This window comes from Nocardia sp. NBC_00403, assembly GCF_036046055.1.
Lineage (GTDB): Bacteria > Actinomycetota > Actinomycetes > Mycobacteriales > Mycobacteriaceae > Nocardia.
Genome location: NZ_CP107939.1, coordinates 2344787 through 2364585, shown reverse-complemented (window position 1 = coordinate 2364585; position 19799 = coordinate 2344787). Strand labels below are relative to the sequence as shown.

Here is a 19799-nt window from a genome sequence, read left to right as displayed (position 1 = left end):
CTGTCGCCAGCCCGGCCGATAAGGACCTGATACCGACCTGACACGGTGTTCGACTGGTCGCATCGGGCATCGAATTGCTTGCCCGGCAACATGTTCCGCCCGGTGCCTCGGATGCGCTACTGCCGACTATCCGGCAGTGGAAGCAGCGGACGAATCGTTGGCCGCGACGCGTCTACTCTGCCGGGGCTGTGCCGGTCGTTGTTCGGAGCGGTTGTCATCCGAGGGGCGGCCCGCTGACTGCCAGTCGTCCACGGCAGAATGGCCCGGGTGCAGATCGGGATGCTTGGACCGCTCGAGATCCGAGTAGATGACGGCGGATTGATAGAGGTACCGGGTGCTCGATTACGGGCGCTGTTGATCGCTCTTGCGCTCGAACCCGGTCGTGTGGTCCCGAAAGCGACGCTGGTCGACTGGATTTGGGGTGAGCAGCCGCCCTCCGATGCGGCGAACGCCTTGCAGGCACTGGTCTCCCGACTGCGGAGGGTGCTGCCGGACGGGTCGCTCGACAAGCAGGCGGGCGGATACCGGCTGATGGTGAAACCCCACGCTGTCGACGCCGTGCGGTTCGAACAGCTTCTCGACCAGGCCCGCGGCGGTGACGACGCGCAACGGGCCCAGCCGCTGCGTGAAGCCCTCGACCTCTGGCGCGGTTCGCTGATGCAAGACGTCGATGTGCGGGACAACGCGGCTGTCGACGCGGTGGTTGCCCGGTTCGAGGGGCTGCGCCTCGCCGCTCTGGAGGATCGATACGAAACGGAGATCCGCCTCGGCCGGGGTACGGAGCTGATCACCGAGCTGACCGAGCTGGTGGCCCGGCATCCGGTACGGGAACGGCTCGTCACCGCGCTGATGCGTGCGCTCGGCGCCGCGGGTCGTGGCGCCGAGGCACTGATCGTGTACCAAAGTGCGCGGGAGGCACTCGCCGACACGCTGGGCGTGGATCCCTCACCGGAGCTGTCCGCACTGCACGTTGCGCTGTTGCGCGGCGAAGTGGGAGTGCGGGAGGAAGACCGCAGGACGAACCTGCGGGCCGAGTTGACCAGTTTCGTCGGCAAATACGCCGACGTCGCCGTCGTGCGCGAACTCATCGCCGACCATCGGCTCACCACGTTGACCGGGCCCGGTGGCTCAGGGAAAACCCGGCTGGCCCTGGAAACCGCGCGGACCCTGCTCGACGACCTGCCGGACGGGGCCTGGGTGGTGGAACTGGCGTCCGTCGGCGCGAGTGGTGACGTGGCGCAATCGGCGCTCGCCGCGCTCGGGCTCCGGGATGCGCTGCTCGGCGGCGCACCGAATGCGGAACCGATGGACCGGCTCATCGCGGCGATCCGCGAGCGCGAAACGCTGTTGATCCTGGACAACTGTGAGCACGTGATCGAGTCCGCGGCGGCGTTCGCCCACCGGGTGCTCGGGGAGTGCCGGCGGCTGCGGATCCTTGCCACGAGCAGAGAACCGCTCGGCATCACGGGTGAGGCATTATGGCAGGTCGAGCCGCTGGCGTTGCCGACCGAGGACGCGGACCCCGGCGAGATCGAGTCCTCCCCGGCCATTCAGCTGTTGTGGGACCGGGCCAGTGCGGTGCACAAGGATCTCACGGCCGATGCCCGCACGCTGTCGACAATGGCGCGCGTCTGCCGGGCGCTCGACGGGATACCACTGGCGATCGAACTGGCCGCGGCCAGACTGCGCACCATGTCCCTCGATCAGCTCGCCAACCGTCTCGATGATCGGTTCCGCCTGCTGACCGGCGGCAGCCGTACCGCGCTGCCGCAGCACCGGACGTTGCGAGCGGTGGTCGACTGGAGCTGGGAGCTGCTCACCGACGCCGAACGGATGGTCCTGCGCAGGCTCGCGGTGTTCGCCGGCGGCGCGAGCCTGGAGGCGGCCGAGCAGGTCTGCGCGGGCACGGGGGGCGGGCCCGAAGGGCAGGGGGCGGCGGTAGAGCAGTGGGAGGTCCTCCAGCTGCTGACCACGCTGACCGAGAAATCGCTGCTGCACACCGCGGGGGAAAACGGGCCGCGCTATCGGATGCTCGACACGATCAAGCAGTACGCCCGGGACCGACTCGTGGAGGCGGGGGAATCGGATTCGGCGCGCCATGCGCATCTTTCGTACTTCACCGGACTCGCCGACACCGCGGAGCCGCATCTGCGCCGCGCCGAGCAGTTGGAGTGGCTCGCCACGCTCGAGGTCGAGCACGACAACATCGCGGTTGCGATGCGCGGCGCGCTCGCGGCCGGCGACCCGACCGGGGCGCTGCGGCTCGCGGCGGCCGCCGGCTGGTACTGGTGGCTCGGCGGGCACAAGGCCGAGGGCCTGGAACTGATCACCGCGGCCGCCGACGCGCCCGGCGAGGTGGACGACGGGACCCGCGCGACGGTGTACGGGCTGGTCGTGCATTTCGTGAGCTCCGGACGGAATGACGAGTACCAGGTGGAGGAATGGATTCACAAGGCGTACCAGTTCAGCCGGGGCAGTCGGGCCAGCCATCCGACATTGGCGTTCGTTGTCGCGCTGGAACGCATGTTGCAGGGGCCGGACGAGTATCTGCCCGCGTTCGAATCGCTGCTCACCGACGATGACCCCTGGGTGCGTGCACTGGCCCGGCTGCAGCTGGGCAAGTTGCGGATTGTGCTCGGCCACGACGGGCGGGATGCGGACGCGTATCTCGAGCTGGCGCTCGCCGAGTTCCGGGCCCTCGGCGAGCGCTGGGGGATGTCGTTCGCGCTGACCGAGCTGGCGAATCGAATCGCCATGCGCGGCGAGTTCGCCGGTGCGTGCGAGCACCTCGACCAGGCGATCGCGGTGGTCACCGAGGTCGGCGCGATCGAGGATGTGGTCCGGATGCGGTCGCGGCAGGCTCAGCTGTACTGGCTGCTGGGTAATGCGGAGACGAGCGCGGCCGCTATGGCCGAGGCGCAGCGCTGCGCGGATCAGGTCGCCTGGCCGAACGCACTGGCCGAACTGGCTCTGGCGAAGGCGGAGCTGGCCCGCTGGAGCGGTGATACCGAGCAGGCGTACCAGCAGATCGACGTCGCGACGACGCTGCTGGGCAGCGACGCGGAGCAGGTGAACATGAGTGCGGTGATACATGACCTGCTCGGCTATCTGGCAAGCGGTCTCGACGAAGCCCGGGAACAACATGCCGCGGCCTTCCGGGCAGCAACCACGGCGGGGCACGCGCCTCTTGTCGCTCAGATACTCGTCGGGATCGCTGACCTAGCGCTACGTGACGACCAAAACGAGCAGGCTGTGCGGCTGCTCGCGGCGAGTGCCGGAGTGCGCGGACTGCCCGATCGTTCCCAACCGGATGTGGCCCGGATCGAGCAGACAGCACGACGTCGCCTCGGTGAAGCGCGCTTCACCGAGGCGACGAGGGAGGGTGCACAAGCGAGCTGGCATGAGCTGGTCGCGTCTACGCTCGCTTGTTGAACGTGGCACATGCGGTGCCCAGCCCGTCGGCTGTGCCGGCTAGGTGTACTGACCATGGACGTTGGTGACGGCGTGGCGAGCTGACATGGCGAAGACCTCCGAGTGAAGTGCGAGCTGTCTAGGAACGCATTCACCTGTCGGAGGTCTTCGTGTCTCACCGTAATGCCCCGCTCACGGAGTTGGGCCGGTTGCGTCTTGCTCGTTGTGTCGTCGATGAAGGTTGGCCGCTCCGCCGGGCGGCCGAACGGTTCCAGGTCTCGGCCACCACCGCGTCGAGGTGGGCGGGTCGCTATCGCCTGCAGGGCCCGGCGGGCATGGTCGATCGGTCCTCGCGACCACATCACAGCCCGCGCCGGACACCGACTCGCACCGAACGCCGCATCATCAAAGTTCGTGTGCTGCGCCGATGGGGACCGGCCCGCATCGCCTACCTACTGGGCTTGCATCCCTCGACGGTGCACCGGGTCCTGACCCGCTACCGGCTGGCACGGCTGCGCTGGCTCGACCGCGCCACCAGCCAACCGGTACGCCGCTATGAACACGATGCCCCGGGCGATCTGATCCACATCGACGTCAAGAAACTCGGCAAGATCCCCGACGGCGGTGGCTGGCGCAAGCTCGGCCGTTCCGCTGGCAACCGAAATTCCCAGGCGCACAAGCTAACCAGGGTCAACAATGTTCACGGCAACCCGATGCACGGCTACCACTACCTGCACACTGCCCTCGATGATCATTCCCGGCTGGCCTATACCGAACTCCTCGGTGACGAGCGCAAGGAAACCGCCGCCGCGTTCTGGGCACGCGCCAACGCCTGGTTCACCGCCAACGGCATCATCACCCGAAAGGTGTTGACCGACAACGGGTCCTGCTACCGATCCCGCACCTTCGCCGAGGCCCTAGGGCCGGTGGTCCACAAACGCACCCGTCCCTACCGGCCCCAAACCAACGGCAAGGTCGAACGCTTCCACCGCACCCTGGCCGACGAGTGGGCCTATGCGCGGCTCTACCGCAGCGATGTTGAACGATGCGCAGCCTTCACCACCTGGCTCCACACCTACAATCACCACCGCGGCCACACCGCACTCGCAGGCCACCCGCCCGCTAGCCGCGTTACTAACCTCTCAGGTCAGTACAGCTAGGCCGCGTCAGCAGACCCGGCCTGCCCGCCGCCGAACACCTCCTCGACGAGTCGCTGCGTCGCCTTCTGGAACGCCGCGGCCAGGGACATTGCAACGTCGTCCACATAGTTCAGCGAGGCGGTCAGGGTCTTGGCGCCGTCGGGCGTGCTGTACATCAGCGCCGCGTGGCCCGCGATGCCGCCGTTGTGGGAGATGACGGTGCCGCCGTTCGGGCCCGCGTCCTGCACGAACACCCCCAGGCCGTAACCGACCTTGGATTCCGGCGTGCACATCTCGGCCAGCAGCGGGGCCGGCAGCAGCTCGCCGCCCATCAGCGCGGAGATGAACGTGTGGAGGTCGCGGGTAGTCGAGATAATGTCACCGCCGCTGGAGATCCAAGAAGGGTTCTGACGGGTGACGTCGACCGTCTGGTGCTCGCCGGCGTCCTCGTACCGGTAGTAGGCGTGGGCGTGCGGCTCGGGGAGCTCCGGCTGGGTGGTCGGTGCTAAACGGCGGTGGCGTGCCGGATGATGATGTTGCCGAACGAGTTACGTGCGTCCACCCGCACAATGTCCGTGGTGTCCCGCGGCCGGTCGACCGGTCCCATCACGTTCTGCACGGTGCCGTGCAGGGTGTTCGTTTCCAGCCGCACCGCACTGCCCGCGCGGATACCCACCTCCAGCTCGCCCATGGAGGTTTCCAGCCGCAGCACACCGCGTGAGGCTTCGTCGATACGGATGTCGCCCTTGGCGGCCTTCGCTGTCACCGAACCGAGCGGGCGTTCGACGGTGATGTCGCCGGCGGCGATCTCCAGGTCGCACTCACCGAGTCCACCGGTGCCCAGCAGTCGGCCCACCGCGGCGGTGGCCTTCAGTCGGGAGCCGGTGGGCACCTCGATGGTCACCTCGATCGACGGGTTACCACCGAACGGGGTGTAGGTCCGCCAATCCTTCGGTGCTGTCACCGTCAGGGTGCCGGCGGTGAAATCGACCCGGGTGTGTGCTGCGGCGCGCACGTCACCGGTCTTGGACTTATCGGCCGGCCGGACCTCGACGACGGTGTCGCTACGGTCGGAGGCGATGACCCGGACCTCAGCGGAGAGCACCTCGACGGTGAGGGTGATCGGTTCCGGTGTCGCGAATGCGGGCATGGCTGTACTCCCTTTGAACGTGTGCGATAGGTGCGGTGTGTGAACTGGGTTCGTCCCCGGATGGCTTCGGTGGCCCGGGGGTTGCGGTTGCTGTGCTGTTGACAGGAGTTACTTTCACCGGCCGGGTTGACACCGACCTGACACCGACCTGACAGGCTCACTGACACGGTGTTCGGCCTGGTCACAGCGAACAAAGAGAGGGGTCGACAGGCACCGGTCCGGGTATTACACGCCGATCATCGGCAGCAGTGCGGCCCGACAGGACGCCCCACGCCGACGAAGGCACCTCATCGCAGCGGATCCAACCCTTTTCGACCGCGTTCAGCGCACGATGATGCCGCCAATCGCGTGTTTCAGTCGTTGATTCAACGGGCGGGATGCGGCCCAGGTCGCGGTCTTCGAGCTGCCGAGCAAGCCGAGCCACACGGCATCACGCCCATCGTCGTAGTAGACACGACCCGACCGATCGACTGTACAGAGCTTGCCCAGCGCATCACGCTCGTAACGAGTCCACACCCCTACTGATCCGGCCGGAGTGGTCGAGCTCGGCCCGACCGGCGTTCGACACACCGTCACGAACGCGGCGTCCGCCCCGAAATGTGCTCCGGACATGGCCATCCGCCGGAACCCCTCGCCCGGTCCGGACAGGAAAGCCTTGTTGAACTGTGGTTTTCAGCAGGGCTCAGATACCGAACTCAGACCGGATCGGACGATCGTCCGATCTACCGTCGGCGCACGCTCGACCGGTCCGGATAACTGCCGCCGACCACTTCTACCAGCCTTTTCGCGATGTCCGACTCGCGAGGGACATCGATCGGCGAGGTTTGCGGCCATACGTTTCTTCCAGGCCAGAGCATCGGCCCGAGCGGCGCGTCCAGAGACGGATGCGGCACTCGCTCCACCGGGGGAGCAATGGAAATCGGGGAGAAGCAATGAACATCAAGTCGGTACTTGCCACCGCGATCACCATGATCGGGATCACCCTCGCATCAACACCATTCGCCAACGCGGGTGGAATGGCGCCACACGAGAAGACCGTCACCGGCCCCAACGGATTCCAATTCACCGTCGGTCACACCGACGAGGCCTTCAATCCGATCGCCCCACTCAACGGCATGCCGACCAACCGAGAAGTGTTCCTGGACGACACTTTCTACGGCCGTGTCGACGCCCCGGGGACAGGCACGTTGAAAGCGGGATATCTCGTCGCCTGTGCGGTCGACATCAGCGTGACCGTGACGCTGGGTGCCCGTATCGGCATCGACGCCGGATTCCACGTGGGGGTCAACGCAAGTGGTGATTCGGCGACCTCGAGCATGAGCACAGACCTTGGTCCGAGCCTGCATGCCGGCGCCGGCATCGATCTATCGATCGCCCAGGGAAAGATCGAGAAGTTCGAGGTGGGAACGAAGGAGGTGCCGCCGGGCAGTACGGGATACCTGATCAGCCGCGATTTCCACCTGCTCGTGCACAACTGCGGCGGGCCGCTCACCATCCGTTCCTACACGATCATCGAAGCACAATCGCGGGAGATCAACGGCCGCGACGCGATCTACGGCGACCCGATCTTCCTGTAGGACTGACGGTTTGCGAGCGGCGATGCGGTCACCACCGCATCGCCGCTCCGGCGTGGAAACCCCGCCGACCGGCTAGATTTGCCTCTATGTCTGTGTTGCCCAAGAACTGTGGCGGGCGCACGTGGTGACCGGGGACACCACCGCCGAAGACCGGGGGAAATCCGATCACCACGCGCCGGAAACCCCTTCGCAGGCCACCGCACTCGACAACTGGTCCGACGACCCGCACCGACTCCTGATCGTGGACCAATTCGAAGAACTGTTCACCACCTGGGACTGCTCCTCCACGCTTAGGTGTCACATTTCGCCCGAGGTGAGGCTGGGCGTCGGGCCTGCCGCAGCTGGGTAGGAGGCCATGCGCCTGAGCGCGCCCACATGCCGTGAGCACGGTGTTCGGGGATTAGATCGCGCGCGAGGTACAGACCGAATGGTCCAAAAGGATCAGTGAATTTTTCAGGGTTACCCCCGATGTGCCGAAGTGCTGGTCAAGCCCACTATGGGAAACATGACGAAAACGAGCTTCGGCGATCAACTCCAGCAGATGTGGCACACGCGGCCCGTCCGCTTGCCGCGGCAAGGTCCGATCGCGGGCGTCGCGGCCGGTTTCGGGCGGCGCTACAACGTCGATCCGGTGCTGGTGCGGGTCGCGCTCGTGGTGTCGACGATCTTCGGCGGGGCCGGGATCGTGCTGTACCTGTTGGCCTGGCTACTGCTGAGTGAAGCCGGGGATCAGGCGTCGGCGGCAGAGTCGCTGTTCGGCAAGGGGCAGAGTTCGCAGTCCCAAACCAAGACCATCGTGTTGATCGTGGCGCTGGCCATCGCGGTGAGCACCATGGGCCCGGTCGGGGTCGGGCTGGCCGGCTCGGGGCTGATCAGCATGGCACTGATGCTGGCAGGCTGGTGGATGCTGCATATGCGGCAGCCGACACCGCCGCCCGGCACCAGCGCGTTCGACGGTTTCGTCGCCGACGGTGGCATCGCGGCGACCGGCTATCCCGGCACGGTGTTCCCCTCCGGATCCCCGCTGCGGACGAACACCGCTGACTTCTACTCCCCCGATGTCCCGTCGACCAGCGTGTACACGCCGTACACCAAGCTGCCGGACGCCTACGTCCCGGACACACCGGTTCAGCACGAGACGACACCGGTCCCGCAGGACGAGGCGACCGCAACTCCGATTCAACGCAGCGCAGGCGCTCAGGCGCAACGCGTAGCACCCGATGCGGCGCTGCTCGACAATGGCGATGCCGAGACTGTCCTGCTGGACAAGAACAACGCCGAGGCAGCGCTGCTGGACAAGACCACCACCGACACAGCGCAGCTCGACAAGAACGACACCGACACTGTCCTGCTCGACAAGAGCGGAGCCGAGACAGTCCCACTCGACAAGCGCGCCGACACGGCACAGTCCGACAAGAGCACGCTGTCACCACAGGGAGCGCCGTTCGCAGGCACATCGACGCCCGGTACCCAGCCGTCGGACTCCACGACACCCGAGGCGAACACCACGCCCGAGACCCCGTCGTCCGACACCAGAGGTCCGGTACCAGAGACGAGGATGACGCCCGAAACAGGCGGCTCGCCATCCGGCTCGGGCGCAACGCCGTCGCTCGACAAGGGCGCGCCCGCCGACACCGACCGCGCTTCGGACAGCGAGGTGCCCGCCTCGGCAACCGTCCACAAGAGCCTCGGCTCCGACGAAACTTCTTCCGGCACAAAAACTCCGAAGCCCCTGACCGGTCAGCTTCCGACGAGGACCACGAGCACGCCGACCCACGCCGCCTTCGGCGACCGGACTCCGCCCTCCTGGGATCCGCTCGGCGTCGCCCCGCTCGCCTGGGATCTGCCCGAACCGACTCCCACCCGGACCATCGTCGCGCCGTCCCCGCAGCGTCCACGCTCCCGACTGACACCAGTGGTGCTCGGCCTTGCCATCCTCGCCGCGGCGGGAGCAGGCGCGGCGGCAGCCTCGGGCGTGGACTGGATGACGCCGGGGCGAATCGCAGCGGTGGCGCTGGCGGTGATCGGCCTCGGCATGGTGCTCGGCGCGTTCCTGCGGCGGGGCTACGGCCTGCTGGTGGTGACCGCCCCGTTGGCCGGGTTCGTCATGCTGGCTTCGATGATCGGCCCGATCGAGTTCGACAACGCCACCATGGGTGAGCGCACCTGGGCGCCGGCGTCGATAACCGAGCTGAATGCGAATTACGCGGTGACCATGGGAACCGGCACGCTGGACCTGCGGTCGCTGAATCTGACCGAGAGCCGCAGCGTAGATCTCGCGGTCAAGATGGGCGAGGCCAAGGTGCTGCTGCCCGCGGGCATGACGGTGCGCACTGTCTGCACCGTCAATATGGGGGAAGTCAACTGCCCCACCGGGATTACCGGCCCGAACACCCCCGGCGCACCGGTGCTCGATCTGAAGGTCAACGTCCGGGCAGGCAATGCGGAGGTGCGTCGTGGCTGACAAATCCGAGACCAACAACTCGACCGACCGCCGCGGACCGTCCGCCTCGCTGCTGATCGTCGGTCTGCTCGCACTCACGGTCAGCGTCTGGGCCTTCGTCGGCCCGACCTCGATGCCCGCGACCGGCGTGATTCCACTCGGCTGGATCGTGGTGATCGCCGCCATCGTCATCGGCATCCTGCTGGTGGTCTCCCCACGCAGACGCCGCTGACCGACCACCGAGTATGACCGAGGAGAAAGCGATGACCACAGACCCGTTCGACCGACCCGAGGCCGACGACGAACCGACCGACCAGGGAACCCCGGTGGGACGGATCATCCCGCTGACGCCGACCCGGTCCTACCTCGGCGGTGGCCTGCTGCTCGGCCAGTTCATCCTCGGCAGGCCGGCGGGACCCACTGTGATGGAGTGAGGCGGCGACCGAACCGCACGGTCGATAGGGCGCGACACCTTCGACGCGGGGCGTACGGCCGCCCCTCCCTCGACTGCGAACAGCACCCACCCGCGATCCGCCTCGCCACGAATCCCGCTGGGATCGAACACGATCAGGACTGCGCGATCCACACGATCCGAACCTCGTTGGGATCGAACATGATCAGGACCGCGCGGACCACACGATCCGAACCCGTCGAGATCGAACGCGATCAGGCGCGCATCACTCCCACTCGATGGTGCCCGGCGGCTTGCTCGTCACATCGAGAACCACGCGGTTGACTTCCGCCACTTCATTGGTGATGCGCGTGGAGATCCGCTCCAGCACCTCATAGGGCAGCCGCGTCCAGTCCGCGGTCATCGCGTCTTCGCTGGAGACCGGGCGCAGCACGATCGGGTGACCGTAGGTGCGGCCGTCACCCTGCACGCCGACCGAGCGCACATCCGCGAGCAGCACGACGGGGCACTGCCAGATCTGGCGATCCAGGCCTGCGGCCGTAAGTTCTTCGCGGGCAATGGCATCGGCCTGACGCAAGGTGTCGAGGCGGTCCGCGGTGACCTCACCGACGATGCGGATGGCCAGACCCGGACCCGGGAACGGCTGGCGCGCAACGATTTCCTCCGGCAGCCCGAGCTCACGACCGACCGCGCGCACCTCGTCCTTGAACAGTAGCCGCAGCGGCTCGACCAGCTCGAACTCCAGATCGTCCGGCAGACCGCCGACATTGTGGTGGCTCTTGATGTTCGCGGTGCCCGCGCCGCCACCGGACTCGACGACATCCGGATACAGCGTGCCCTGCACCAGGAACTCGACCGAGGGACCCGAGCCGTCCGACATCGCGCCGCCCTCGGCGATCACCACCTCCGACACCGCGTCCTCGAACGACCGGATGAACTCACGGCCGATGATCTTGCGCTTCTCTTCGGGGTCGGTGACGCCCTTCAGCTCACCGAGGAACTTGTCGACCGCGTCGACGGTCACCAGCTTGGCGCCGGTCGCGGCGACGAAGTCCTGCTGCACCTGCTCGCGCTCCCCGGCCCGCAACAGGCCATGGTCGACGAACACACAGGTCAGCCGATCACCGATGGCACGCTGCACCAGCGCGGCCGCGACCGCGCTGTCCACACCGCCGGACAGACCACAGATCGCGTGGCCGTCACCGATCTGCTCGCGCACCGCGGCGACCAGCGAGTCGGCGATATTGGCCGGGGTCCACGTCGCCGGGATACCGGCCAGGTCGTGTAGGAACCGGCTGAGCACCTGCTGACCGTGCGGCGAGTGCAGTACCTCCGGGTGGTACTGCACACCCGCCAGCTTGCGGGCCCGATCCTCGAATGCGGCGACCGGGGCACCCGCACTGGTACCGGTGACCTCGAAGCCCTCCGGCGCGTCGGTGACCGCATCGCCGTGGCTCATCCACACCGGCTGAATGGTGGGCAAGCCGCCGTGCAGCAGGCCGCCGTCGATACTGAGTTCGGTGCGGCCGTATTCACGGGTGCCGGTGTGCGCGACCGTGCCGCCGAGCGCCTGCGCCATGGCCTGGAAGCCGTAGCAGATGCCGAAAACCGGGATGCCGAGATCGAACAGCCTGGCGTCCAACTGCGGCGCGCCTTCGGCGTACACGCTGGAGGGACCACCGGACAGGATCACCGCGAGCGGCTGCTTCTCCGCGATCTCCTCCACCGTGGTGGTATGCGGGATCACCTCGGAGAAAACACTCGATTCGCGGACCCGCCGGGCGATCAGCTGGGCGTACTGCGCGCCGAAGTCGACGACAAGGACCGGTCTCTGAGTAGCTGCCACCATCACAGTTTAATGAGGGCGCAAATCGTCCCGCGCACCCCCGCACCGCTCGTTATCCTCATGCTCGTGCCATTCGCCCGCGCGATCGACGCCGACATCCACTATGAGGACAGCGGCGGGCACGGTCCGGTAGTGCTACTCGCGCACGAATTCTTCATGGACCGAACGATGTTCGCGTCGCAAATGGCCGCGCTGGCACCGGAATTCCGCATTGTGTCCTGGGATGCGCGCGGCCACGGGCGCACCAGGGACCAGGGATTACCCTTCACCTATTGGACCGCCGCGCGAGACGCGCTGACGGTGCTGGATCACCTCGGCGCCGAACGCGCCGTGGTCGGCGGGACCGCGCAAGGGGGCTTCACCGCTTTGCGCGCCGCGCTCATCGCACCCGAACGGGTGTCGGCGCTGATTCTCATCAGCACCGAAGCACACGGACCGACTCCCGAACAGTCGACGGCGACCCAGAAATTTCTGGACGAATGGTACGACGACAGCTCCAGGCAGGACGCGGTCGACCAGCTGGCGCACTGGTTGATCGGCGACGACGAGTGGTACCGATCGATCTGGACCAAACGCTGGCTGGTGCGCGATCGCCGCGGCATCGAGGTCGCGGCGGGCTGCCTGCTCGGCCGGGATTCGGTGCTGGACCGACTGCCCGAAATCACCAGCCCCGCCTTGGTGATTCACGCCACCGACAGCGGCATCGCCCGCGACCGCGCCCAACAACTCACCCAGGGCCTGACCGGATCGACCTACGTCGAAATCGCGGGCGCGCGACTGGCCGTCACCATGACCCACCCGGAACCGGTGAACCATGCGATCCAGCAGTTCCTGCGTGAACGCACGGTTCCGACGCGAGTTCGTTGAGCGCGACGCGAGTTCACCGCACCACAGGGGGCACCGGGCGACTAGGGACGTCGGTGGTGATTGTCGCGACTCTGTTGGTTGTGGCCGGCCGCAGCCCGTGTAGTCAGGGGCTCGCCGGCACCGAACCGGACAACCCGGTGAACACCGCGATGCGGCGGTTCCTGCGTGAGCGAGTCACCCCGAGTCACGCACGCTGAACGAGCTTCGGCGAGTGCGACATTCGAGCAATCGAACCGCGCGTCCGATCAAGCGCGAACGCTGAGCCCGACCTTCTGGAATTCCTTGAGGTCGGAGTAACCGGCCTTCGCCATCGAGCGACGGAGTCCACCAACGAGATTCAGCGAACCGAACGGGTCGTCGGAGGGCCCGAACAGCACTCGCTCCAGGCTCGGCCGGACCACGTCGCCGTCCTCGCCGTCGACCCAGCTCTCGTCGACCGGCAACAGCGCGCCGCGCGGCACCGAAGGATGCGCGGCGGCCGAAGGCCAGTACCAGCCGCGGCCCGGAGCCTCGGCGGCGACCGACAGCGGCACACCGAGCATGGCGGCATCCGCGCCACACGCGATCGCCTTGGCCAGCTGACCGGAGGTCGCGACGTCACCGTCGGCGATGACGTGCACGTAGCGACCACCGGTCTCGTCCAGGTAGTCGCGGCGCGCGGCAGCGGCGTCGGCGATCGCGGTGGCCATCGGCACCCCGATGCCCAGCACCTCCCCGGTGGTCGTCGCACCGGGGAAAGAGCCGTAGCCCACGATCACACCAGCCGCGCCGGTGCGCATCAGGTGCAAAGCCGTCCGGTGATCACTCACGCCACCCGCGACGACCGGCACATCGAGCTCGGAGATGAAGGTCTTGAGGTTCAGCGGCTCACCGTCACCGACGTGCTCGGCGGAAATAATGGTGCCGTGCACGACCAGCAGGTCGATACCCGCCTGCACCAGCGCCGGAGTCAGAGCGCGGGCATTCTGCGGGCTCACCCGCACCGCCACTGTGACACCCGCGGCACGTACCTGCGCCACCGCGGCCGCCAGCAGATCCGGCTGCATCGGCGCGGCGTGCAGTTCTTGAAGCAATGCGACGGCGCGCTCGTAACCGCCCTTGCCGACCAGCTCGACCAGCTGATCGATCTTCGCCGCGACATCGGCGTGCCTGGCCCACAAGCCCTCGCCGTTGATGACGCCGAGCCCGCCGAGGCGGCCGAGCTCGATGGCGAACTCCGGCGAGACCAGCGCGTCGGTGGGGTGCGCGAGGAACGGGATCTCGAACCGGTAGGCATCCAGCTGCCAGGACAGCGATACCTGCTTCGACGAACGAGTCCGCCGCGACGGGACGATGTCGACATCATCCAGCTCGTAGGTACGCCGGGCGGTCCGGCCCATGCCGATCTCGACCATGTCGCGCACTGGCTGTTCTCCTTGTTTTATTTGCAGCGCCTGCGGCGCTGCGAGTTCGCGGCCCCCTTGGTCTCGCTTCCGAGCGGCCGAGACTCGCGCCTTCGGCGCATGCGCTTCGGCCGCTCGGAAGCTAGACGGGCCGCGAACTCTAGGGCTCGGTCTCGCTTCGCTCGGAAGACGTTGTCGTGGCGAGTGGGTGTGTTCGGGGTAATGCTCGCGACTTTGCTGGTTACTTGTGGGCGGTGGGTCCGGCGCTATGTCCTGACCCACCGTTTCGCTCGACTATTGGCTCGGCGCCGCAATGGCACGCGTGCCAGGTCCATCATGCACCGACCGACCGGTCCAGTACATTACCGTCGGGCCGACTAGCCGCGACCGGTGTAGTTCGGGGCCTCGACGGTCATCGTGATGTCGTGCGGGTGGCTCTCTTTGAGGCCGGCGGCGGTGATCTGCACGAACTGGGCTTCCTGCAGGTGTGCGATCGACTGCGAGCCGGTGTAGCCCATCGCGGCGCGCAGGCCGCCGACGAGCTGATGGATCACCTGGTTGACCGGTCCGCGGAACGGCACCCTGCCCTCGATGCCCTCGGGCACCAGCTTGTCCTCGGCCAGCACGTCGTCCTGGAAGTAGCGGTCCTTCGAGAAGGACTTCGCCTGCCCACGCCCCTGCATGGCGCCGAGCGAACCCATGCCGCGGTAGCTCTTGAACTGCTTGCCGCCCACCAGGATCAGCTCACCGGGCGATTCGGCCGTGCCGGCCAGCACCGAGCCGAGCATCACGGTGGACGCGCCCGCGGCGATCGCCTTGGCGATGTCACCGGAGAACTGGATGCCGCCATCGGCGATCACCGGAACGCCGTGCGGCTTGCAGGCGGCAACGGCCTCGAGGATGGCGGTGATCTGCGGCGCGCCGACACCGGCCACGACACGGGTCGTACAGATGGAGCCGGGGCCGACGCCGACCTTCACCGCGTCCGCGCCCGCCTCGACGAGCGCGGCGGCGCCTGCCCTTGTCGCGACGTTGCCGCCGACGATCTGGATGCGATCGCCGACCTCGGCCTTGACCTTGGTGACCATCTGCAGCACCTGCGCCTGATGTCCGTGCGCGGTGTCGACGATCAGCACGTCCACGCCGGCGTCGGCCAGCGTCATCGCACGCGACCACGCATCGTCGCCGACACCGATCGCGGCGCCGACCAGCAGGCGGCCGTCACGGTCCTTGGTGGCATTCGGGTACTGATCGGTCTTGACGAAGTCCTTGACCGTGATGAGTCCGCGCAAGCGACCGCCGCCGTCGACGATCGGCAGCTTCTCGATCTTGTGCCTGCGCAGCAGACCGAGCGCGGCCTCCGCGGTGACGCCCTCCTGCGCGGTGATCAACGGCGCTCTGGTCATCACATCGGCGACGCGACGGTTCTGATCCACCTCGAAGCGCATGTCGCGGTTGGTGATGATGCCCACAAGCTCGCCGGTCTCATCCACGACGGGCAGGCCGGAAATGCGGAAGCGCGCACACATCGCGTCGACCTCTGCGAGGGTGTCGGTCGGGCGACAGGTCACCGGATCGGTCACCATGCCTGCCTCGGACCGCTTCACGGTCTCCACCTGCGCAGCCTGGTCGGCGGCCGCCAAGTTACGGTGCAGCACACCCATGCCGCCGGCGCGCGCCATGGAGATTGCCATCCTGGCTTCGGTCACGGTGTCCATCGCCGAACTCACCAGCGGGGTGCGCAACCGAATCTCGCGGGTCAGCTGGCTGGAGGTCTCCACCGAGCTGGGGATGAGGTCCGAAGCGGCCGGTAGCAGCAGCACATCGTCGAACGTGAGGCCGAGCATGGCGATCTTGTTCGGATCGTCACCACCCGTATGGGGGCGGACTCCGATACGTTCGCCCGGTACGGGATTACTCATTCGGATCGACCCCTCCTGGACGTCGAAAGCGACCGACACCGATCGACCGGCGTCGCGCAGAACTGATGGGATGGACGGTGACGGCTCCGCCAATGGTCGGGTACTGGCCGGCGCCTTTCACCCATGGTATCTGTCCCGCAAACTCGCCCACGATCGCGGTGCGCGAGGGCGGCTGCGGCTCTGGTCAACTCGCGACGCGCACCCGCGCAACTCGACGCGCCGGCGAAACTGGCGTGGCGCATAGCTGGCGAAGACCCCCCTGTTCTGCGTACCGTGGGGGTGTGCGTGACCATCTACCACCTGGCTTGCCGCCGGATCCGTTTGCCGGAGACCCCTCCGACCCGTCCGCCGCGCTCGATGCCATCGAGCCCGGCGAGCCGCTGGATCCCCACGAGCGCCTTGCGGTCGAGGAGGATCTCGCCGATCTCGCAGTGTATGAGGCACTACTGGCGCATCGCGGTATCCGTGGACTCGTGGTCAGCTGCGAAGACTGCAGGCAGGATCACTACCACGACTGGGATATGCTGCGCGCCAACCTGCTTCAGCTGCTGGTCGACGGCACCGTGCGCCCGCACGAGCCCGCCTACGATCCGACGCCGGAAGCGTATGTCACCTGGGACTATTGCAGGGGCTACGCGGATGCCTCGATGAACGAGGCTTTCCACGGCGACGGATTCGACGGGTTCGACAGCTGACCCTTCCGTTAGCAACAGGGTCGGCCCAGCCGAGCGAACAGCACGTGACTCGCACAGACGTGCTGTAAGCAAGAACACAGACAAAAAGCCGACCGCCGGTCGGCGATCGGTTGATGTCTTTTTATCGGTTGTTGTTCTCGAGCCTAGGTTGCGGGGCCTGCTCCGCCCGTTCCACCAAAACCTCCGGTTCCCCCTGTTCCGGTGGACCCGCCAGTTCCACCGGTTCCCCCCGTTCCGGTGGACCCGCCGGTTCCGGTTGATCCGCCGGTTCCGGTTGATCCGCCCGTCCCGGTTGATCCGCCCGTCCCGGTGGGAACCACGACAGATCCGGGGTTGCCGGCCGACGGAGGCGTCGCGGGCTGCGTTGGCGGAACGGGCGGCTGGATGACCACCGTGGTCGGCACGGCGGGGGGTGTTTGATCCTGCGTCGATGGCGGATTCTGCGTGGGGGGCGTTGTCGGCTCGGCCGTGATCGGCGGAATCACCGGCGGCACTGTAGTCGACGGTAGGCCAGGAGCAGTTAGGTCCGCGCTCGTCGGCGGCTTGGTCCCCGAGGTATCCGGCGACTGCAGAATGGTCTGCTGCGGGTTGCCGGTCGTCGGCTTCGTACCGGAGGTGTCGGAGCTCGGCTTCGGCTCGGCGGGCCGCGTCGGCGTCGCCGTGATCGAGCTCGCGATATCCGGCGCCTTCTTGCGCAGCTCGGCGAGGACCGATTCCCAGCGCGCCGTCAGCTCACTCTGCTTATCGGTGTCGTTGACCTGAGTCACGTTCTGCCGAGCGCCCTCTAGCTTGGCCTTCGCCATTTCGGGGTTACCCGAATCGAGCAGTGTCTGCGCCTCGGTCAGGTAGTCGCCGGCACGCTGAACCACGGTGGTCTGGGCCTGTTCGCTGAACACGACCTCCTTGACCCGCCATAGCGGATCACCGGGTTCCGCGTTGTAGGAGAACGCCGTCATACCGCCGATGACAAGTGCCAGTGCGGCAGCCGTCCCCGCGATCGGGCGAAGTAGCCGTAGTCGTCCGCCGGTCTGTGCGCCGATGCGGACTTGTCGAGCACCGATCTCCTGGTTGACCGCAGCCACGATTTCATCGAGGCTCGGTTCCCCCGGCATCGGCTCCGAGAACAGCTCGGCCCGCCAATCGGCCAACAGCGTCGCGAGCTGATACTCCTCCGCGCTGTCGGTCCGTACCGGACCATCGCTTGCGATGGCATCGATCAGCGCATCGTCGCGGCGTACCGCTGCGATGTCCACCGGACCGGTGTCACCGACGCTCTCGGCGTAGGGACCGCTATTTCGCGATCCAAGCCGCGCCTTCCAGTCGCCCCGACCGCGCTCGCCATCCCTAGCCATACATTTCACCTGCCCTCGCCACTTGTGACTTCAGTTTCGCGAGTGCCCTGTGTTGGGCCACCCGTATCGCACCCGCCGTACTGCCCACGGCGACTGCGGTTTCTTCCGCTGACAAACCCATGACCAATCGCAGGATCAGGATCTCCCGATGTTTCTCAGGAAGAGTCGCGAGCAGACTGTTCATCTGCCTGCTCGTCTCTGATTCGAGAGCTCGTTGTTCCGGACCATGGTCGGTGGATATGACATCTGGTACTTCGGCCATCGCCTCCGCCTTGTTACGGGCGGCGTTTCGATGAGCATCGGCGACCTTGTGCGAAGCGATTCCGTATACGAAGGCCATGAAGGGCCTGCCCTGGTCTTGATACCTGGGCAAGGCGGTCATCACAGCCAGACATACCTCCTGCGCAACGTCATCCGCAGAGAGTTGTCCTCGCTCCGCGGCGCCGATCCGCGCGCGGCAGTAGCGCACCACCAGCGGGCGGACCATTTCGAGTACCTGAGCTAAAGCGGATCTGTCGCCCTGCGCAGCCGCAGTGACGGCGAGGTCCAACTCTTCGCCCATGTTCGTCATCGTCAGAGAAATTCCTGGCGTTACAAGTGGCACGGTCGGGGATGACCAGTGCTTCCGCCGGTGGGGCGGAACGGATCTAACAATAGCTACACAATGCCGGGAACCGGGCAACACGGGTCGCCTCCAGTGGAAGACCTAGGCAACACCCGCGGGCCGAAACCGCCCGCCACGCCGAGCAATAGCCGCGGCACATTCGGCGGCTTCGGTGCCGGCAGCGGTTGCGGCGTCGGCGTCGGCGGATACGCCCGCACGCAACATGGCGCACGCCCAGCGCAGCGGAAGCAACCCGTATTCGCGACATTCGGCGGCGACCGCCTCGGCGAGGACACGCGCATGCTCGGCGTCGCCCCCGGCGGCGGCAGCCGCCGCGACCAGCAGCCTGGATTTGATCCGGTGCCGGATCGAGGGGCCACGCTCGGCCAATTCCACCGCGGCCTCGGCATGGGTGCGCGCGGGGTCGGCACGGCCCGAGGCAAGGGCGGTCTCCGCCGAAACCCAGTGCCAGCGCACCCAAGGCCGCCAGCGCAGCTGTTCGGGGTCGAGGCCGTCGTGGCTGCGCCACAGCAAATGGGTGGCCAGCGTGAGCCTGCCGGTGCCGAGCGCATCGGCGGCGAGACCGGTCAGCGCATCGCAGACAGCGTCGGTGCGGTCCGGGCCGACCCCGCTCCTGCCCTCGGCACGAGTGGGGAGGATGAGCGCCGCGGCCCGCCCGTCGGCGACCGCGGCGCGGGCATGCCAGCCGAGCTGGCGCAACAGCGAACCCTCGGTGCTCGCGGCGAGCGAAAGCAGCACCGGGTCGGTGGTGCGCGAGCGCAGTAATCGGAGTTCGGCGCGGGCTGCGGCGTAGTGGCCCCCGCCGCCGAGAATCACCGCCCGATGCCATGAATCGAGGGCGCTTCGCGGCACCGGCAACTCGGCAGCGCCGAGGGCACGACGATCGCCGAAAGCGGCGGCGGCGAGCGGTGTCGACTCGCTGTATATAAGGATAGGTGACGCGGACACGGCCGAACTCTATCGTGCGCCACGAGCACG

16 protein-coding genes and 1 pseudogene are annotated in these 19799 nt (G+C 67.1%); 8 read left to right on the top strand and 9 right to left on the bottom strand.

Annotated elements, in window-relative coordinates:
- Positions 1-258: 258 nt before the first annotated feature.
- Together OHQ90_RS10240 and OHQ90_RS10235 are read left to right on the top strand one after the other, a co-directional pair.
- Positions 259-3432: a BTAD domain-containing putative transcriptional regulator gene (locus tag OHQ90_RS10240; RefSeq protein ID WP_328409442.1), complete on the top strand. Its 3174-nt coding sequence runs from the start codon at positions 259-261 to the stop codon at positions 3430-3432.
- Positions 3433-3581: 149 nt separating this feature from the next.
- Positions 3582-4571, top strand: a complete 990-nt coding sequence (locus OHQ90_RS10235; RefSeq protein ID WP_328399578.1) for an IS481 family transposase — start codon at positions 3582-3584, stop codon at positions 4569-4571.
- Here OHQ90_RS10235 and OHQ90_RS10230 read toward each other — a convergent pair.
- The 3 genes and pseudogenes from OHQ90_RS10230 to OHQ90_RS10220 all read right to left on the bottom strand — a co-directional run.
- A pseudogene (locus OHQ90_RS10230) lies at positions 4568-4975 on the bottom strand (alkaline D-peptidase); the annotation flags it as partial. The gene OHQ90_RS10235 and the pseudogene OHQ90_RS10230 sit on opposite strands and share 4 nt — an antisense overlap.
- Positions 4976-5055: 80 nt before the next feature.
- A complete protein-coding gene (locus tag OHQ90_RS10225; protein WP_328409440.1) occupies positions 5056-5700 on the bottom strand; it encodes a DUF4097 family beta strand repeat-containing protein in 645 nt (214 codons plus the stop codon).
- Between the two features lie 321 nt (positions 5701-6021).
- Positions 6022-6312: a hypothetical protein gene (locus OHQ90_RS10220; RefSeq protein ID WP_328409438.1), complete on the bottom strand. Its 291-nt coding sequence runs from the start codon at positions 6310-6312 to the stop codon at positions 6022-6024.
- Between the two features lie 320 nt (positions 6313-6632).
- Here OHQ90_RS10220 and OHQ90_RS10215 point away from each other — a divergent pair, with 320 nt between their 5' ends.
- The 4 genes from OHQ90_RS10215 to OHQ90_RS10200 all read left to right on the top strand — a co-directional run bounded on the left by OHQ90_RS10215 (position 6633) and on the right by OHQ90_RS10200 (position 10154).
- Positions 6633-7277, top strand: a complete 645-nt coding sequence (locus tag OHQ90_RS10215; RefSeq protein WP_328409436.1) for an MspA family porin — start codon at positions 6633-6635, stop codon at positions 7275-7277.
- 505 nt (positions 7278-7782) lie between these two features.
- Complete coding sequence (locus OHQ90_RS39360; protein ID WP_442941362.1) at positions 7783-9741, top strand: PspC domain-containing protein; 1959 nt, start codon at positions 7783-7785, stop codon at positions 9739-9741.
- Positions 9734-9952: an LPXTG cell wall anchor domain-containing protein gene (locus OHQ90_RS10205; RefSeq protein WP_328409434.1), complete on the top strand. Its 219-nt coding sequence runs from the start codon at positions 9734-9736 to the stop codon at positions 9950-9952. The genes OHQ90_RS39360 and OHQ90_RS10205 overlap by 8 nt, the downstream gene beginning before the upstream one ends.
- Positions 9953-9983: 31 nt before the next feature.
- Positions 9984-10154, top strand: coding sequence for a hypothetical protein (locus OHQ90_RS10200; RefSeq protein WP_328409432.1), 171 nt, complete (start codon positions 9984-9986; stop codon positions 10152-10154).
- Positions 10155-10397: 243 nt separating this feature from the next.
- Here the strand turns inward: OHQ90_RS10200 and guaA are convergent, their stop codons facing one another.
- Positions 10398-11981 (bottom strand): glutamine-hydrolyzing GMP synthase, encoded by a 1584-nt coding sequence (gene guaA, locus OHQ90_RS10195; RefSeq protein WP_328409430.1) that lies wholly within the window; start codon positions 11979-11981, stop codon positions 10398-10400.
- A 57-nt stretch (positions 11982-12038) separates the two neighbouring features.
- On the opposite strand from guaA, the gene OHQ90_RS10190 reads away from it, so the two are divergent.
- Positions 12039-12845, top strand: coding sequence for an alpha/beta fold hydrolase (locus OHQ90_RS10190; protein WP_328409428.1), 807 nt, complete (start codon positions 12039-12041; stop codon positions 12843-12845).
- 245 nt (positions 12846-13090) lie between these two features.
- Here the strand turns inward: OHQ90_RS10190 and OHQ90_RS10185 are convergent, their stop codons facing one another.
- Together OHQ90_RS10185 and guaB are read right to left on the bottom strand one after the other, a co-directional pair.
- Positions 13091-14248: a GuaB3 family IMP dehydrogenase-related protein gene (locus tag OHQ90_RS10185; RefSeq protein ID WP_328409427.1), complete on the bottom strand. Its 1158-nt coding sequence runs from the start codon at positions 14246-14248 to the stop codon at positions 13091-13093.
- Between the two features lie 356 nt (positions 14249-14604).
- A complete protein-coding gene (gene guaB / locus OHQ90_RS10180; protein ID WP_328409426.1) occupies positions 14605-16149 on the bottom strand; it encodes an IMP dehydrogenase in 1545 nt (514 codons plus the stop codon).
- A gap of 281 nt (positions 16150-16430) precedes the next feature.
- Here guaB and OHQ90_RS10175 point away from each other — a divergent pair, with 281 nt between their 5' ends.
- Positions 16431-16844, top strand: a complete 414-nt coding sequence (locus OHQ90_RS10175) for a DUF5319 domain-containing protein (protein WP_011207424.1) — start codon at positions 16431-16433, stop codon at positions 16842-16844.
- A gap of 143 nt (positions 16845-16987) precedes the next feature.
- On the opposite strand, the gene OHQ90_RS10170 is transcribed toward OHQ90_RS10175, so the two are convergent.
- The 3 genes from OHQ90_RS10170 to OHQ90_RS10160 form a co-directional block, all read right to left on the bottom strand.
- The gene (locus OHQ90_RS10170; RefSeq protein ID WP_328409424.1) at positions 16988-18196 is read right to left on the bottom strand and encodes an anti-sigma-D factor RsdA; all 1209 of its coding nucleotides are present in this window, start codon (positions 18194-18196) and stop codon (positions 16988-16990) included.
- Positions 18189-18767, bottom strand: a complete 579-nt coding sequence (locus OHQ90_RS10165) for a sigma-70 family RNA polymerase sigma factor (RefSeq protein WP_328409422.1) — start codon at positions 18765-18767, stop codon at positions 18189-18191. The genes OHQ90_RS10170 and OHQ90_RS10165 overlap by 8 nt, the downstream gene beginning before the upstream one ends.
- Before the next feature lie 135 nt (positions 18768-18902).
- Positions 18903-19769 carry a hypothetical protein gene (locus OHQ90_RS10160; RefSeq protein WP_328409420.1) on the bottom strand — a complete coding sequence of 289 codons (867 nt, stop codon included), beginning with the start codon at positions 19767-19769 and terminating at the stop codon, positions 18903-18905.
- Positions 19770-19799 lie beyond the last annotated feature (30 nt).

Bases quoted from the DNA above. Each gene is read 5' to 3' on its own strand.
- OHQ90_RS10240 (WP_328409442.1), top strand. From the start codon at position 259: ATGGCCCGGGTGCAGATCGGGATGCTTGGACCGCTCGAGATCCGAGTA.
- OHQ90_RS10225 (WP_328409440.1), bottom strand. From the start codon at position 5,700: ATGCCCGCATTCGCGACACCGGAACCGATCACCCTCACCGTCGAGGTG.
- OHQ90_RS10220 (WP_328409438.1), bottom strand. From the start codon at position 6,312: ATGTCCGGAGCACATTTCGGGGCGGACGCCGCGTTCGTGACGGTGTGT.
- OHQ90_RS10215 (WP_328409436.1), top strand. From the start codon at position 6,633: ATGAACATCAAGTCGGTACTTGCCACCGCGATCACCATGATCGGGATC.
- OHQ90_RS39360 (WP_442941362.1), top strand. From the start codon at position 7,783: ATGACGAAAACGAGCTTCGGCGATCAACTCCAGCAGATGTGGCACACG.
- OHQ90_RS10200 (WP_328409432.1), top strand. From the start codon at position 9,984: ATGACCACAGACCCGTTCGACCGACCCGAGGCCGACGACGAACCGACC.
- guaA (WP_328409430.1), bottom strand. From the start codon at position 11,981: ATGGTGGCAGCTACTCAGAGACCGGTCCTTGTCGTCGACTTCGGCGCG.
- OHQ90_RS10190 (WP_328409428.1), top strand. From the start codon at position 12,039: ATGCTCGTGCCATTCGCCCGCGCGATCGACGCCGACATCCACTATGAG.
- guaB (WP_328409426.1), bottom strand. From the start codon at position 16,149: ATGAGTAATCCCGTACCGGGCGAACGTATCGGAGTCCGCCCCCATACG.
- OHQ90_RS10170 (WP_328409424.1), bottom strand. From the start codon at position 18,196: ATGGCTAGGGATGGCGAGCGCGGTCGGGGCGACTGGAAGGCGCGGCTT.
- OHQ90_RS10165 (WP_328409422.1), bottom strand. From the start codon at position 18,767: ATGACGAACATGGGCGAAGAGTTGGACCTCGCCGTCACTGCGGCTGCG.